Below are 16156 nucleotides of genomic sequence, written 5' to 3' on the forward strand. Positions count from 1 at the left end.
GCATTCCGCGGCGTTTAAAAAGTTTCTGCCATCATGTAAAATCAAACAGCGATAACTGATTACTCTGCGGAAGATCTTCAAACAATCCAAGCTCCGCCATCAGATCAATCACAGTCTTGCTGACTTTTGTTCTTTGCCTGAAGTCGTCAAGCGACAGATACGCCCCGTCTTTCGCCGCCTCTTCCACTGCCTCGGCAGCTTTATCCCCCATTCCTTCAATGCTTGCAAGCGACGGCATCAGCTTTCCGTCTACGATCTGAAACATCTTTGCCTTCGCCCTATAAATATCAATCGGAACAAACTCAAATCCACGGGCATACATTTCCTGAACGATCTTCATGTCTTTTAGCACGTCCTGCTCTTTCTTGCTTAGCTGATCCCCTTTACTTTTATACTGTTTTATATGATAATTCAACGTTTCTTTTCCCTGACACATAAGCGCATACGAAAACGCATCCGCCCTGATGCCGAAATACGCCGCATAATATGCAAGAGGATAGTTGATCTTACAGTATGCGATCCGATATGCCATCATAACATAAGCGGCGGCATGTGCTTTCGGGAACATGTAGCTAATTTTTTTACATGACCAAATATACCAATCCGGCACATCCTGTGCTTTCATCGCCTCTTCCCATTCCGGTTTCAGTCCTTTTCCTTTTCGCACACTTTCCATAATCGTAAACGCAAGAGCACTTTCTACTCCTTTGTTGATAAGATAGATCATAATATCGTCTCTCGTACAAATCGCCGTCGAAATCGTCGCCTTTCCCGACTTCACAAGCTCCTGTGCATTTCCAAGCCACACATTCGTTCCGTGCGATAATCCGGAAATACGGATCAGATCCGAAAGTGTCTGCGGTTTCGTATCCTGAACCATTTGAATAACAAAGTCCGTTCCGAATTCCGGTATTCCGAGACTTCCGATCTTACATCCGTCAATATCTTCCGGCTTAATCCCCAACACTTCTGTTCCATGAAACAGTTCGATCACATCCTTATCATCAAGAGGAATTTCGGTCGCAATAAACGGATGATCTGCATTGTATTCATTTTCCATAGCATCCGATGTAATATAGTCCTCCAGTGTACGGATCATCGTCGGATCGTCATGTCCCAGAATATCTAACTTCAACAAGTTATGATCGATGGAATGATAATCAAAATGTGTCGTTGTAATTCCACATTCCATATCATTTGCCGGATGTTGAACCGGAGTAAATTCATTGATATCATGCCCGTGAGGAAGAACGACGATACCTCCCGGATGCTGACCTGTGCTTCTTCGGATTCCCGTACACCCTTCGGTCACTCTTTCTATCTCACATTTTCGTTTTCTTTGCTCATGTTCCTCATAGTAGTTCCGGACAAATCCATACGCTGTCTTATCTGCCAGAGTACCGATCGTTCCAGCCTTAAATGTATGTCCTTCACCGAAAAGAACTTCTGTATATTTATGAGCCTTTGCCTGATAATCTCCGGAAAAGTTCAAGTCGATATCCGGTTCTTTGTCTCCTTTGAATCCTAGGAATGTCTCAAACGGAATATCAAATCCCGCTTTCACAAGCTGTTCTCCGCATACCGGACACTTCTTATCCGGCATATCATACCCGCATCCGCCGGCAAATGAACGCACTTCATCCGACTCAAAATCACTATAATGGCATTTTGAACAATAATAATGCGGACTTAACGGATTTACCTCTGTAATTCCCGCCATTGTCGCAACAAAGGAAGATCCGACCGATCCTCGCGAACCTACAAGATATCCGTCCGCATTTGACTTCCAAACAAGCTTTTGCGCAATGATATACATAACCGCATACCCATTTGAAATAATGGAATTCAGTTCTTTTTCCAGACGTGCGGAAACTTGCTTCGGAAGATCTTCTCCATACATCTCATGAGCTTTCCTGTAACAGATATCCCTTAGTTCCTGATCTGAATTTTCGATAACCGGAGGACATTTGTTCGGATTGACCGGAGAGATCTTTTCAATCATCCCCGCGATCTTCACCGGATTATCTATAACAATCTCTCTCGCTTTCGCCGCGCCGAGGTAGGAAAACTCTTCCAGCATCTCATCTGTCGTGCGAAGAAACAACGGAGGCTGACGATCCGCGTCGTCAAATCCTTTTCCCGCCATAATAATCCTTCGGTACACTTCATCGTCAGGATTTAAAAAATGTACGTCGCATGTTGCCACTACCGGCTTTCCGAATTTTTCTCCGAGCTCCACGATCTCCCTGTTGATATTTTGCAGATCTTCTATTGAATTTACATCCGCTATACGTTCACTCTCGATCATAAACTGATTGTTTCCGACAGGCTGTATCTCATAATAATCATAGAATTCCGCCAGCCTCGCAATCTGTTGGGCAGAGCGCTTTTCATGCACTGCCTGATATAATTCTCCCGCCTCGCAGGCGCTTCCGATCAGCAGCCCTTCCCTGTGCTCGTTCAAAAGACTTTTCGGTATTCTCGGTCTTCTTGCGTAGTAAGTCATATGAGATTGAGAGATCAACTGGTACAGATTATATCGGCCGATATCATTTTTCGCCAAAATAATAATATGATGTGTCGGCATTTTCCGAATCGCATTGACATTCCGGTCCCCGTAACGATTCACTTCTTTTAAAGTTCCGACCTGATCCTTTTTCAGCATTTCTGTAAATTTAACAAATATTTCCGCAGTTGCCTCTGCATCATCCACTGCACGGTGATGATTCTCAAGGGAAATATTCAACGCTTTCGCCACGATATTTAATTTATATTTTGACAACGTCGGCAAAAGTACACGTGCCAGCGCTACTGTATCCAGATATACAAACTCATCCGAAAGTCCAAGCGACCGGCAATTCTGTTCGATAAATCCAACATCAAACCCGGCATTGTGCGCGACAAGCACACCGTCTCCTGCAAACTCAAGGAACTGAGGTAAAACAACGTCTATTGTCGGTGAATCCATCACCATTTCGTCTGTGATGCTTGTCAGGTTTGTGATCTCAAACGGAATCGGCCGTTTCGGATTCACAAACGTACTAAAACGATCCGTGATCTTTCCGTCCGTCACTTTTACGGCTCCGACCTCTATGATCGCATCTTTGATTGAACTAAACCCTGTAGTCTCGATGTCAAAGACAATATAAGTATCGTCAAGCGTCTGATTGCCTGCGTTTACTGCAATCTCCGTCAGATCGTCCACAACATATCCTTCCACACCGTAAAGAACTTTAAACGGGTCGTCTTTATCAAGTGTTTCAATATAATGATTGGCGTCCGGAAACGCCTGAGCCACACCGTGATCTGTGATCGCGATTGCAGGATGTCCCCAGTCATGCGCACGTTTTACGATATCTTTTACTTCCGACACACCGTCCATATCGCTCATTTTCGTATGACAATGAAGTTCTACCCGCTTGATTGGACTTAAATCTTCCCTTTGAACCGTAAAATCACCGATCTTTTTAATTCCTGTTACAGAAGCTATCGTAAGTTCTCCGTCAAATTTATCAATCGTCGTAACTCCTTTGACTTTTACGAACGCTCCTTTTTTTAATTCCCCTAAGATTTCAGGAAGTTGTTCGTTTTTCGCAAACATTTTCACTGTGATCGTGTCTGTAAAGTCTGTCACAGAAAATATAATGATCGTCTTTTCATTCCGGATTTCTCTTGTATCAAAACTGATAATCTTACCGTGTACTGTGATCTCTCCCATTTCTGTGATCACCTGCTCTAAAGAAATAGGCTCATCTTCAAAATTACGCCCGTAAATCAGATTCGGATCGTCACCGATCTTAACAGGACGGTAAAAATCTTTCTTTCGGAATTCACCTTTTTTAAATTCTCCCTTTTTCACTCCTCCTGATATTGCCGCCGATGTTCCTTTCCCGTCTCGGGATGATACCGATGCTTTATCCGCCGCATTTTCAGATGAAGTTCTTTTTATCTGATCTTTCTTCTCTTCTCCTTCTGCCTGAGGCGTTTCCCCGCGCTGTCTTGCCCGTCTCTCAAAGATCGCATTGATCTCCTGTTGGATTCTCTGTTCATCATATTCCCTGCTTCCTGTTCTGTCAGGCTCTTTGTAATCTACACGGATCTCTGCCGGAATATGAAATCTTTCTGAATACACTTCCTTTAACAGATCCACTATCTCTTCTTTTCGCCCTGCCGAAACAATCGTATCGAGCAGTTCCAGGCAGACTACATTTTCCGCTTCATAGCGGATATCTGCCTGTGCAAACATATTAGATGCAAGCATACTTTTTTCTTTCAATTCGAGGATGATACTCTCCCTGTATTCATTCATAAGCGCTTCTGCAGTATACTGTCCCGAGAGCATATATTCCTCCACAATATGCACCGCAACAGCCGTTTTGGCAAATAACTGATCTTTGATACATTGTTCCATCTGAAAAATCTGCTTCTTCTGAATGAGATGTCTGCTGAAAATATATATGTTAAGAAAATCACGTCGCGAGTTCGTCGTGATCTTCTTAACTTCCACATCTGAAAACAGCAAACGGACATCATCGTCTGCTCTCAACGTCGGAAATACATGAAAAAATTTTTTATCGTCTTTTACCTGTTCCAAATCAACAGCTCCTATATATTCTTTTACACTGATAACAGTAATACGTATTCTTTTTAGCTCTCTTCATCCGGCATGATCCGAATCTGTCACTTTTTCCAGTTTAAAAGTTCCTGCCGCAATGTTTCCAAAAGTTTTTCTTCTTTTACTTTTTTTATGATCTCGCCTTTTTTGATCAGAAGACCTTCTCCGATCCCTCCGGCGATTCCGATATCAGCTTCTCTTGCCTCTCCCGGACCGTTCACTACACATCCCATAACGGCAACTTTGATATCAAGAGGAATATCCTGAACCATCTTCTCCACTTCGTTTGCCAGACCGATCAGATCGATCTTCGTCCTGCCGCAAGTAGGACAGGATACAACTTCGATCCCGCCTTTTCGCAAACCAAGTGTTTTTAATATAAGCTTTGCGCTTCGAATCTCTTCTGCCGGATCTCCGGTCAAAGAAACCCGGATCGTATTTCCTATCCCCTCGTTGAGGATGATCCCAAGACCTATCGAAGATTTTATATTTCCCGAATAAACCGTTCCCGATTCTGTAATACCGACATGAAGCGGATAAGGACATGCCTTTGCGATCAATTCGTGAGCTTTCACGCACATCAGCACATCGGAAGATTTAATACTCACAACAAGATTGTCATATCCCATTTTTTCGATCATATGCACTTTGTCAAGAGCACTCTCCACGATCCCTTCTGCCGTTACACCGTTGTATTTTTCCAAAATATGCTTTTCCAAAGAACCGCTGTTCACACCGACACGGATTGGTACATTGTACTCTTTTGCCTTATCTACAACAGCCTGAACCTTTTCTTCCGAGCCGATATTTCCCGGATTGATCCTAATCTTATCCGCTCCGTTTTCGATCGCGGCGATCGCCAGCCTGTAATCGAAATGAATATCTGCCACAAGAGGAATATGAATTTGTTTTTTTATTTCTTTCAACGCCTCTGCCGCTTCCATTGTCGGAACCGCACAACGAATGATTTCACATCCTGCCGCCTCCAAACGCAGTATCTGATCTACTGTTTCTTTCACATTTTCTGTCTTTGTATTTGTCATCGACTGGATCGTTACCGGATGAGTTCCTCCGATCTTCACATTGCCGATCGCAATTTCTTTTGTGTTTTCCCTGTACATTCTGTTTCTCCTTTTTCCGAACTGTCTTATCGTTTTATTATAACAGAAGAGTTCCGTAAACGGAACTCTTCTTCATCTGATTTGCTGTTACTTCTTTTCTCTTTTGACAAATACAAGCTGATCGCCATATTCACGCTCTGTTAATGTAAGCGTATCTTTCTCTATACTGTAATCATATGTTCCTGAGAGAAGTCCTTCCGCCTGTGTATCCTCAGTGTGAATCGTAAAAACCTTCGTTTTTGTATCCACTTCTGATTGCACCGTCTCAAAAGACTTTTTATCCTCGTCTGTCAGCGTAACTTTTCCGTTACTTTCTATCTTGATCACTTCTCCGCTGTCTTCACTGACCCAAGTTCCCACAAGTGGATTTCCGACAAAGAGTCTCGTCACAAAAAAGACCGCTACGATAACTATAAGTATTGATGATATTGCAACAATCGTTCTCCAAAGCGTACTTCTTTTCTCTTCATTATTTTCTAAAATCATAGATTATTTCGTTTCCCTTCTTTTTCTGTCTCGCTTCGGGTTTTGCACCAAAGCACTCTGTTCTGCATAATTTATTTTCTTTTTTCATTTCTGTCTGACAATCTTAGCGTCGGCAAAAAATTCCGGTACATGGAAACTCGGCACACTCGATAAGATAGGGGAATAAGATGCATAATGTTCGGCTTCTTTTGACTCTGAAATTTTATAAAAATTGCATGTAAAATAGCTTCCTTCTCCTAAATTCAGCGGTCCGTAAATCTTTTCCAAAATTTTAACGGGAACTTTCAATTCTGCCGTCCAGTCATTTTCATGCACTTCTGCATGACATTCAAATCCCACCCGTTCCGCCTCTGTAAAATAAGAACGGTACATCCGTCTGGAACCATATTCCGCATGCAGGACTCCGTTTGCATTTACTGCAAAATTCAAATAATTTTCTTCATTCGCTCTCGAAGAAACCGGCTCGAACATAAGATAAGCTTCCATCACGCTGTCTCTGTAAATCGGGTCATTGATCTCCGTATAAACACGAAGAGGATTCTTTTCTTCACAGATCAGCTTCAAATAGAATGCATCTTGAGGAATAAATCCGATATATCCATACATAGGAGGAAATTTCTCAGTTCCCCATAATGCATTTTCCACACGAAACGGAATCAGATCATCCAACTGCTCTTTTCTTTCTATTATTGCAACCTCTAATTTCATACGATGCACCTCCTCGGCTTTACTACAGAGCACAACTGTTACAGATTAATTATATGTTTATATATAATTTATCAGAAAATTTGTTGTTTTTCAATCCTTCGTATTGCCAATTCAACGCACATCTGCTATAAAATCATTCTCCGCCTAATTTTGATGCCGCAAACCATCCTGCCGCAAATGTCACCACTCCGATCAGCAATGTCACAACAGAGAACGCACTCCAGTCTGTCTTTAACAAAATTGCGATCGGCGATGCGATGATCAGACCGATGATCGCATAATATGCATGGATCTCCGCTTTTGAAAAAATAAATTCGATCAGCTTTGCAATCAGGAAGATCCCGATCACGATCCCGATTCCGAACGGTATCAAAACTTTACACTGCGTCAAAATACCATTTATATCAAAAGCTACAACAGCGTCAATAAATTGATTGATTGTTTTCAGAATCGTATCATAATATCCGAGAAGCATAAGCATCATAGATCCGCTTACTCCGGGAACGACCATCGTTGCAGCCGCAATGATACCAACGCTGAACAACTTGATCATATTTATAATTCCGAAACTTACATCTGCCGCTTTTCCGTTTGTATCCCCAAGCAAAGCCATCAGTATCACTATTCCGAAAAAGATCAAAAATGCGGCGATCTTCCCTGTTGAAACCGAGTGACCTTTCACTTTATTAAAAATAAACGGAAGACTGCCCGCGATCAATCCGCAGAAAGCAAAATTTGTCGGAATCGGATAATTTTCCAAAAGAAACTCAAACAACCTTGAAAGAATAACGATTGCCGCTCCCGCTCCTATGAAAATCGGAATAAGCAGTTTCATGCTGTTCTTAAATTCTGATTTCAGATGCGTGATCGCATGAATCAGTTTATCGTAAAGTCCCATTGCGACCATCATTGTTCCCCCGCTCACTCCGGGAATAATATTCGCAATTCCGACAACCATACCTTGTAACAATTTTTTTATCATTTTCTATGCTCCTATTTTCTTTTTCAGGAAATCAAGAAATATCTTCATCTCCTCATCTGTGCCTATTGTGATTCTAAGATAATCTTTTATCTTAGGATCATTCCAATGCCGCACATAAATTCCCGCTTCTTTTAATTCTTCAAACAATTTAAGCGCATCATATCTCGGATGAGTCACAAACAAAAAATTTGCCTTTGAATCTGTACATTCAAATCCGAGATCTCTGAGTTGCTCTTTTACATTTTCCCGCGTTTGTACTATTTTACTTATATTTGTTTTAAAATATTCCGTATTTTCCAAAGCTGCCGCTCCACATGAGATTGCCGCACAGCTCATTGTATAAGAATTAAACGAATATTTTACATCATTTAAACAACGGATCAATTCCGGATTGGAAACTGCATATCCTATTCGCATTCCCGCCATACTTCTAGACTTTGAAAACGTCTGCGTAACGATCAGATTATCGTAACGGTCAATCAAGCTGATCGCTGACTTTCCTGCAAAATCAACATACGCTTCATCTATGATCACAATATTGTCTCTGTTATGACGCAAAATGTCTTCGATGAAATCCACTTCCTCATAAATCGCCGTCGGGGCATTTGGATTCGGAAAAATGATTCCTCCGTTTACTTTGTAATAATCTTCTTTTACAATTCTAAACTTTCCATCTAATTTCGGGCAGACATACGGAATCCTGTACAAATTTGCCCATACCTGATAAAAAGAATATGTAATATCAGGAAATAATATCGGTTTTTCCGAATTAAAAAACGTAAGGAAGCAAAGCGAAAGCACATCGTCTGATCCGACTCCCACAAAAATCTGATCTTCTCCTACTTTTAATTGATCCGCGAGCGCTTTTATAAGCTTCCCTGAGGTCGGATCCGGATAAAGACGAAATTCATCCTCTTTCAGTTCATCAAAAACCGCTTTCACTTCGGGCGCCGGGGGGTATGGGTTCTCATTTGTATTCAGTTTCACTACCTTTTGCCGCGGCTGTTCTCCCGGAACATACGGATCCACTATACGTATATTATTTAAAAGTTCTTTTCTGACCGTCATTGTCTCTTCTCCCGCACATGGCTTTTTACATTCTTACTATTTATATTCTCCGGCAAGTTCTTTAAATTTCGGCAATGAATTTACGATTGTCTCGTAAGCCACACAATATGCGATACGCACATATCCCGGACATCCGAACGAACTTCCCGGAACGATCAATATGTTATATTTCTTTGCCGCTGCGCAAAACGCCTTTTCATCTTCAACCGGAGATTTGACAAAGAGATAAAATGCGCCTTCCGGTCTGACACATTCAAATCCGAGCTCTTTTAACCCGTTATAAAGCGCCTCTCTGTTTCTGTCATAATAAGAAATATCTGTTTTCGCATTCAAACATGCCTTTACTACTTTCTGCTGAAGTGTCGGGGCATTGACAAATCCAAGAATACGCGTCGCTACACTTGCTGCCGAAATCAAATCTTCGCTGTCTGAAGCTTCACTTGGGATCACAAGATAACCGATTCGTTCTCCCGGAAGAGAAAGCGATTTACTGTAAGAATATCCAACGATCGTATTCGCATAATACTTCGTCAGATAAGGAACTTCCACTCCGTCATATGCCAGCTCTCTATACGGCTCGTCCGAAATAAGATAAATATCCGTTCCGAATTCTTTCTGTTTCTTCTCTAAAATTTCCGCCATTTTTTCAATCGTCTCTTCCGAATATACAACTCCTGTCGGATTATTCGGCGTATTGACGATCACCGCTTTCGTCTTTGCCGTGATCTTTTCTTCAAACTCTGCAAGTTTCGGCTGAAATGTCTCTGTATCAGGTGACACTTCGACAAGCACACCGTCATAATTGCTGACATAACTTCTGTATTCTCCGAAATACGGTGCAAATACGATCACTTCATCTGCCGGATTCAGCAAAGATTTTAAAATAACATTTAATCCTCCTGCCGCTCCGACAGTCATGACGATATTTTTTCCTTCAAATTCTGTGCCGAACCGTTCGTTCAAAGACTGCGCCACCGCTTCGCGCACATCCGCATAACCTGCGTTACTGTTTGTATAACCGTGAAGCGCGATCGGATCTTCCTCATTCAGAAGTTCGATGATCGCATTTTTCACCTCTTCCGGCGCCGGAACGTTCGGATTGCCGAGACTGAAATCAAATACGTTTTCCGCACCGTAAATCTTTGCGAGACGGTTTCCCTCCTCGAACATCGCTCGGATCGCAGAACTGTTTGCCACCATATTTTCCATTTTTTTTGATATCATAGCTGTCACTCCATTTCTTTTACAATTCCTTTTTCCTCAAGAAAAGCCGGTCTATAAGAAAGTTTCGCCTTGCGAAGTCCCTCGGCTCCGGTGTCCTCCTCACGATTCACATATTCATACTCCATACATTCATGCTGTACAAACTGCTGATTGATCATCGGATACGCCCCGTCTACTTCCGCAAACGCTTTTTCAATATGCACGACAAATGTGTCGTCGCTGACCGGTTCTCCGACTGTAAAGGCTACGATCTTTCCGTCTGCTTTTAAAACGCCGCCTTTTAATCCCAACTCTTTATATAAGCGCAAAGAATTCAGCGTCACGCACATCTCTGCATTTTTTTCCGGATCATCTTCACATCCGTTTTTATTTCTCCATTTTAGAGCCATCTGGAAGCAGTCTTCCACATTATCGTCATTTAACGGCTCATAGCTCCAATCCGGATAAAGAGCCTTGAATTTATTGATATGATTCCGCTTCCCATGAAGCTTTTTTCCTGCCAGAGAAGCAAGTTTCTCCGTCTCATACACATAATCTGCCAGATCTCGGTTATACTCGATAAAAAACTTTTTCGGATACCACTTGTCAAGCTGTGCAAACATATGCGGCGTTACATTATACAATATAAAAGGAACGTCTTTCTCTTTGCAATATTCCATAAGAAATTCAAGCGCTTTCTTAACATTCTCCGGTTCTCCCGCCGGATAAGTAAACGAAAGATTTTTCCCGCTGTCTCTAAAAACAAGTGTATCTTCGATGATTGCATACTGTACTTTGTAATGTCTTGACCATAGATATACATTCACAAATGTTCTTTCACAGCTTCTGCTTTGAGCTTTTTCAAAATAAGAGGAAATAATTTCTTTATCTTCCAGTTCCGGCCGTTTAAACGTAGGTTCTGTCATAAATCTTATCCCTCCATTTTTGCAAGCTTCGCTGTTTGATCTGCTGCTATCAGACTGTCGATAATTTCATCCAAATCTCCGTTCAGTATTGTATCTAACTTATGAAGAGTCAGCTTGATCCTGTGATCTGTAACACGTCCCTGCGGGAAATTATATGTTCTGATCTTTTCGGAACGGTCTCCCGTACCGATCTGACTTCTTCTAGCCTCCGCTTCTGAAGCCTGTTGTTTTTCCAATTCCAGATCGTAGAGTTTTGAACGAAGCAGACGGAATGCTTTTTCTTTATTTTGAAGCTGAGACTTCTCCGTCTGGCTGTAAATTACAATTCCCGTGGGATAATGAGTAAGACGGACTGCGGAATCGGTTGTATTGACACACTGTCCTCCGTTTCCCGACGCACGCATAACGTCGATACGAATATCTTTCTCATCGATCACTACGTCAACTTCTTCTGCCTCCGGCATGATTGCAACGGTAATCGTAGATGTATGGATACGCCCGCCGCTCTCTGTTTCCGGAACGCGCTGAACCCTGTGAACTCCGCTTTCATATTTCAATCTGGAATAAGCTCCCTGACCTGTTATCATGAATACGCACTCTTTGAATCCTCCGATTCCGTTTTCGTTCAAAGAGATCATCTCTGTCTTCCATCTTCGGCTGTCCGCATAATGAACATACATACGGTAGATCTCAGCCGCAAAAAGCGCCGCTTCATCACCGCCTGCGCCTGCCCGGATCTCAACGATAACGTTCTTACCATCATTCGGATCTTTCGGGAGCAGAAGGATCTTCAGCTCCTGTTCCAATTCTTCTACACGTTTTCTCGAATCGCTCAACTCTTCTTTCGCAAGTTCTCTCATCTCTTCGTCAGACTCTTCCTCAAGCATCGCCAGACTGTCTTCGATGTTCTGCCTGCACTGCTTGTACTCATTGTAAGCCTCTACGATCGGCGCAAGATCACTTTGCTCTTTCATCAGTTTTCTAAACCTTACAGGATCGTCCGCCACACCCGGCTCCTGTAACTCTCCCATAACTTCTTCATATCGAATTAACAAATCTTCTAATCTGTCAAACATTTCTCTTATCCTTTCCTGTACACCTTATCTGTATACTGTCCTGTATATTTTCTATACACTTTGTAAAACTACCCACTGTCTAAAGCTAATGGGCTTGCGGCAAACTTATTTTCAACTATACATGCCATATACGACGCGGTCAAGTCCTGCAAGATCTTTTTTCACTTCAATATTTTCATACCCAGCCTCTTGAAGCAGCGTTTTTACCGCTTCCGCCTGATCGCTTCCGATCTCAAATATAAGCCATCCGCCGCGCTTTAAATACTGTCTGCTTTCTTTCACGATGATCCGATAAAAATAAAGACCGTCCTCTTTTCCGTCCAATGCCTTGATAGGATCGTGAAATCTGACTTCCTCTTGGAGCCGCTCTATTTCAGATGTCCGTATGTAAGGCGGGTTTGAAAGAATCATATCAAAACTTCCTTCTACGTTTTCAAACAGATCTCCTTGCACAAACTTCGCTTCTATACCGAGCTTTTTCGCATTTTCAACCGCAACAGCCAGCGCTTCTTTTGAAATATCCGAGCCGACGCCGTAAATATCTATTTTTCGTTTCCTTCTTACATAATGCAGCATACTCAAAAGAATGCAGCCTGATCCGGTACAAAGATCAAGAATCCGGACTATTTCCTTATGTTTCTTTTCTTTTTCAAGCAGACACAAAGCCTGTTCTACAAGAACTTCTGTATCCTGACGGGGAATAAGTACATGTTCGTTTACCAGAAACGGAAGTCCCATAAATTCCTGTACCCCGGTAATATGTTGGAGCGGAATCCTCTCTGCCCGCCTTTTGATACACTCTTCATACTGTATTTTTTCTTCTTCAGTCAATTCTTTTTCCGGGTATGCATAAAATACTGCCCTGCTGATCTTTGTCACATATTCTAATAAATACCATGCATCGATCTTTGACTCTTCGACGCATGCCTTTTCTAACAATTCGACGCCCCATGCATACGCTTCTTTATAATTCATTGTTCTTCTCCTGCCACTCCCGCCAGTCAAACACTTTCTCTACCGCACAGATCGCCACTTCGATCATACTGTCATCCGGTTCTTTCGTCGTCATATTTTGAACCCACATTCCCGGCTTACTCAAAAGATTCACAACCGGATTGTCACTGTTGCCTGCCAATTTGATGATTTCATAAGAAACACCTGCAATAAGGGGAAGAAGCGCCAACCTGATAACAATGCGCATCACCTGTGACTGCGCCGTAATAAAAAAGCAAAATATCACACTTACGATCATCACAAAAAAGAGAAAACTTGTTCCGCATCGTTTGTGCTGTTTTGAACTTTTCCTCACATTTTCCACATTCAGTTCTAATCCGTGTTCGATACAGTTAATACACTTATGTTCTGCCCCGTGATACATAAAGGTTCTTTTTATATCTTTTGTCCTTGAAATAAGAAAAATATAAATCAAAAAGATCGCAACACGGATCACACCTTCAAAAACAGTCACCGCAACACGGGATGACGTCACCCGTTTCAAAAGTCCGCTCAGCACATAGGGCAGTATCATAAACAATGCCGCAGCCGCCAGCAACGAAATGACTACCGTAATGTTCATAATGATCTTCTCTTTCTTTTCTCTCTTTTGCGCCTCTTCTTTCGTCAAAAGTTCGCCTTCCTCTTCTTCCTCAAAAAACGAAGCAGAATACATCAACGTCTTCATTCCAAGAACAAGAGAATCCACAAAATTAAATATTCCTCTTATAAAAGGAATTTTCAGAAGAACTTTCCACGGAATCACACTATGATAATCCCACACTTCTGATTCTATCTCTCCATCCGGCTTTCGTACTGCCACAGAATACTTTCCGCCGTTTCTCATCATAATGCCTTCCAGCACTGCCTGTCCGCCAATATTCGATGATCGCATAATTTCCCTGCTTTCTCCTTTACTGTCTGCCGGAATCTTAACTAAGAGAATTGCTTTCTCAGTCTGACCTGTACAGATTTTTAATTACTGAAAAACTAACGTATTCTCAGTAAAGAAAAGAGGCTGAGATGATCCCACCTCAGCCTGCTTCATTCGCTTCTTATTTAATACCGTATTTTTTATTAAACTTATCAACACGGCCGCGTGCCTGTGCTGCTTTCTGCTGTCCTGTATAGAACGGATGGCATTTGGAGCAGATTTCAACGTGGATGTTCTCTTTTGTAGAACCTGTTACAAATGTGTTTCCACAGTTGCAAGTCACAGTTGCCTGATGATATTCTGGATGGATTCCTTCGCGCATGATTTTCACCTCTCTATTTCAAAATAGTTATTATAATCTCTAAACAGCTTCCTCATTGTATCACAAGTTATTTCCTTTTGCAACTATTTTTTAGATAAACTTCTGACGAATAACCTGCTGCACTAATTCTGCATTTGATTTTGTCCTCGAAAACATATTGATCAGATTGTCTGCGGCTTCTTCCGCTTTCATTCCGTTTAACGCCTTCCGGATAATGTAACTTGCTTCTTGTTCCTCTTTATTAAGAAGAAGATCTTCTCTTCTCGTTCCGGAACGCGGAATATCGATTGCCGGAAACACTCTTTTCTCCTGAAGTTTTCGATCAAGCATAAGTTCCATATTTCCTGTTCCTTTGAACTCTTCGTATACGACATCGTCCATCTTACTTCCCGTTTCTACGAGAGCAGTGGCCAGAATAGTAAGACTTCCGCCTTCCCGCATTTTTCGGGCTGCTCCGAAAAAGCGCTTCGGACTGTAAAGAGCTGCCGGATCAAGACCTCCCGACAATGTTCGTCCCGATGGCGGAACGGTCAGGTTATATGCCCGTGATAATCTTGTAATACTATCTAAAAGGATCATTACATCCCGGCCATGTTCTACGAGACGCTTTGCCCTTGCGATCAACATCTCCGATACCCTTTTATGATGTTCCGGAAGTTCGTCAAACGTAGAATATATTACCTCTACATTCGGTCCTTCGATCGCTTCTTTAATATCAGTTACTTCCTCCGGCCGTTCATCGATCAGTAATATAAGAAGGTGCATGTCCGGTTCTGTTTTCTGTACCGAAAGCGCAACTTCTTTTAAAAGAGTTGTTTTTCCCGCTTTCGGCGGAGAAACGATCATCCCTCTCTGACCTTTTCCGATCGGCGAAATCAAATCCATAATCCGCATCGCCGTACTGCTTCCCGGCTGTTCCAGACGGATTCTGTCTTTTGGAAATATCGGCGTCAACTCTTCAAAGTTCGGTCTTTTCGCAGCTTCCGCCGGGTGATATCCGTTGACTGTAGTTACATAAAGAAGGGCGCTGAATTTTTCACTCTGCGTTTTAATCCTTGTATTTCCAGACAATATATCTCCTGTTTTAAGTCCGAACCGGCGGATCTGTGCAGGTGAGACATATACGTCATTTTCTCCCGGAAGATAGTTGTCACTTCTGATAAATCCAAAACCGTCGGGCATGACCTCTAATATTCCGCTTACCGAGCATCCGCTGTCAAGCTGTTCCATATCTGTCTCCGGCTTCTTATCCTTCGCCTCTCTATGTTCCTTATTTTCTTTCAATTCAGAAGCTGCTTTTTCCTCTCTATTTTGATTTTGCATTTCTTTCAAATGCTCCTGCGAACTTTCTTTTTGTTCCGAAAGCTTCTCCTGATCTTCCTGCTCGTCAAGAGAGATCATCGCTTCGATCAAATCTGCTTTTTTTAATGTAGAAACGCCTTTCATTTTTCTCGCTTTTGCCAACTCTTTTAATGTTGCCAGCGGGAGAGATTCATATTTTTCTCTTGTCATAATCCAACCCTTTCATGAAATATAAGAAATATAAACAAATCGGTTTCTTCAATTTTTTCTAAATGCTCCGGGAATCACTGTCTGAATTGACATAAAATTGATGAATTCACTAAACATGTGTACTTATTATACATTTCGTTCATGCCCTTGTCAAGACGGGGGGAGAAGTGCTATGATAATAGCATATGTGCAAAACGATAATTACAAGCG

13 protein-coding genes are annotated in these 16156 nt (G+C 42.0%); all 13 read right to left on the bottom strand.

All coding sequences use genetic code 11. The features are described 5' to 3' along the window. Positions 1 to 31 precede the first annotated feature (31 nt). The 13 genes from ACH9UM_RS05530 to rho all read right to left on the bottom strand — a co-directional run bounded on the left by ACH9UM_RS05530 (position 32) and on the right by rho (position 15946). The gene (locus ACH9UM_RS05530) at positions 32 to 4594 is read right to left on the bottom strand and encodes a PolC-type DNA polymerase III (protein ID WP_238102294.1); all 4563 of its coding nucleotides are present in this window, start codon (positions 4592 to 4594) and stop codon (positions 32 to 34) included. Positions 4595 to 4680: 86 nt separating this feature from the next. Further along, a complete protein-coding gene (gene ispG, locus ACH9UM_RS05535) occupies positions 4681 to 5736 on the bottom strand; it encodes a flavodoxin-dependent (E)-4-hydroxy-3-methylbut-2-enyl-diphosphate synthase (protein ID WP_004845778.1) in 1056 nt (351 codons plus the stop codon). A gap of 87 nt (positions 5737 to 5823) precedes the next feature. After that, a complete protein-coding gene (locus tag ACH9UM_RS05540) occupies positions 5824 to 6222 on the bottom strand; it encodes a hypothetical protein (RefSeq protein WP_004845777.1) in 399 nt (132 codons plus the stop codon). Between the two features lie 84 nt (positions 6223 to 6306). Next, positions 6307 to 6930, bottom strand: a complete 624-nt coding sequence (locus ACH9UM_RS05545) for a carbohydrate-binding family 9-like protein (RefSeq protein WP_004845775.1) — start codon at positions 6928 to 6930, stop codon at positions 6307 to 6309. Between the two features lie 133 nt (positions 6931 to 7063). Beyond that, positions 7064 to 7912 (bottom strand): DUF368 domain-containing protein, encoded by an 849-nt coding sequence (locus tag ACH9UM_RS05550; protein WP_004845774.1) that lies wholly within the window; start codon positions 7910 to 7912, stop codon positions 7064 to 7066. Positions 7913 to 7915: 3 nt separating this feature from the next. After that, positions 7916 to 8980 carry a histidinol-phosphate transaminase gene (gene hisC, locus ACH9UM_RS05555; protein WP_004845773.1) on the bottom strand — a complete coding sequence of 355 codons (1065 nt, stop codon included), beginning with the start codon at positions 8978 to 8980 and terminating at the stop codon, positions 7916 to 7918. Between the two features lie 36 nt (positions 8981 to 9016). Next, entirely contained in the window at positions 9017 to 10204 is a 1188-nt protein-coding gene (locus ACH9UM_RS05560) for a pyridoxal phosphate-dependent aminotransferase (protein WP_004845772.1), read from the bottom strand. A 5-nt stretch (positions 10205 to 10209) separates the two neighbouring features. Next, on the bottom strand, positions 10210 to 11109 hold the full coding sequence (locus tag ACH9UM_RS05565) for a DUF2156 domain-containing protein (RefSeq protein WP_004845771.1): 900 nt from the start codon (positions 11107 to 11109) through the stop codon (positions 10210 to 10212). A gap of 5 nt (positions 11110 to 11114) precedes the next feature. Continuing rightward, the gene (prfA, locus tag ACH9UM_RS05570) at positions 11115 to 12185 is read right to left on the bottom strand and encodes a peptide chain release factor 1 (protein WP_337493439.1); all 1071 of its coding nucleotides are present in this window, start codon (positions 12183 to 12185) and stop codon (positions 11115 to 11117) included. Between the two features lie 111 nt (positions 12186 to 12296). Further along, positions 12297 to 13160: a peptide chain release factor N(5)-glutamine methyltransferase gene (gene prmC, locus ACH9UM_RS05575; RefSeq protein ID WP_004845769.1), complete on the bottom strand. Its 864-nt coding sequence runs from the start codon at positions 13158 to 13160 to the stop codon at positions 12297 to 12299. Then, entirely contained in the window at positions 13150 to 14073 is a 924-nt protein-coding gene (locus ACH9UM_RS05580) for a DUF1385 domain-containing protein (RefSeq protein WP_004845768.1), read from the bottom strand. Before ACH9UM_RS05580 ends, prmC begins: the two co-directional genes overlap by 11 nt. A gap of 160 nt (positions 14074 to 14233) precedes the next feature. Further along, positions 14234 to 14434 (bottom strand): 50S ribosomal protein L31, encoded by a 201-nt coding sequence (gene rpmE, locus ACH9UM_RS05585; protein ID WP_009242226.1) that lies wholly within the window; start codon positions 14432 to 14434, stop codon positions 14234 to 14236. A gap of 90 nt (positions 14435 to 14524) precedes the next feature. Continuing rightward, positions 14525 to 15946 (bottom strand): transcription termination factor Rho, encoded by a 1422-nt coding sequence (rho, locus tag ACH9UM_RS05590; protein ID WP_004845766.1) that lies wholly within the window; start codon positions 15944 to 15946, stop codon positions 14525 to 14527. Between the last annotated feature and the right edge of the window lie 210 nt (positions 15947 to 16156).

It is taken from the genome of Mediterraneibacter torques, assembly GCF_044591705.1.
GTDB classification, from domain to species: Bacteria; Bacillota; Clostridia; order Lachnospirales; family Lachnospiraceae; genus Mediterraneibacter; species Mediterraneibacter torques.

Excerpts from the sequence above, each read along its gene's own strand:
- prmC (WP_004845769.1), bottom strand. The coding sequence starts at position 13,160 with ATGAATTATAAAGAAGCGTATGCATGGGGCGTCGAATTGTTAGAAAAG.
- ispG (WP_004845778.1), bottom strand. The coding sequence starts at position 5,736 with ATGTACAGGGAAAACACAAAAGAAATTGCGATCGGCAATGTGAAGATC.
- rpmE (WP_009242226.1), bottom strand. The coding sequence starts at position 14,434 with ATGCGCGAAGGAATCCATCCAGAATATCATCAGGCAACTGTGACTTGC.
- ACH9UM_RS05565 (WP_004845771.1), bottom strand. The coding sequence starts at position 11,109 with ATGACAGAACCTACGTTTAAACGGCCGGAACTGGAAGATAAAGAAATT.
- hisC (WP_004845773.1), bottom strand. The coding sequence starts at position 8,980 with ATGACGGTCAGAAAAGAACTTTTAAATAATATACGTATAGTGGATCCG.
- ACH9UM_RS05545 (WP_004845775.1), bottom strand. The coding sequence starts at position 6,930 with ATGAAATTAGAGGTTGCAATAATAGAAAGAAAAGAGCAGTTGGATGAT.
- ACH9UM_RS05540 (WP_004845777.1), bottom strand. The coding sequence starts at position 6,222 with ATGATTTTAGAAAATAATGAAGAGAAAAGAAGTACGCTTTGGAGAACG.
- prfA (WP_337493439.1), bottom strand. The coding sequence starts at position 12,185 with ATGTTTGACAGATTAGAAGATTTGTTAATTCGATATGAAGAAGTTATG.
- ACH9UM_RS05560 (WP_004845772.1), bottom strand. The coding sequence starts at position 10,204 with ATGATATCAAAAAAAATGGAAAATATGGTGGCAAACAGTTCTGCGATC.
- ACH9UM_RS05550 (WP_004845774.1), bottom strand. The coding sequence starts at position 7,912 with ATGATAAAAAAATTGTTACAAGGTATGGTTGTCGGAATTGCGAATATT.
- ACH9UM_RS05580 (WP_004845768.1), bottom strand. The coding sequence starts at position 14,073 with ATGCGATCATCGAATATTGGCGGACAGGCAGTGCTGGAAGGCATTATG.
- rho (WP_004845766.1), bottom strand. The coding sequence starts at position 15,946 with ATGACAAGAGAAAAATATGAATCTCTCCCGCTGGCAACATTAAAAGAG.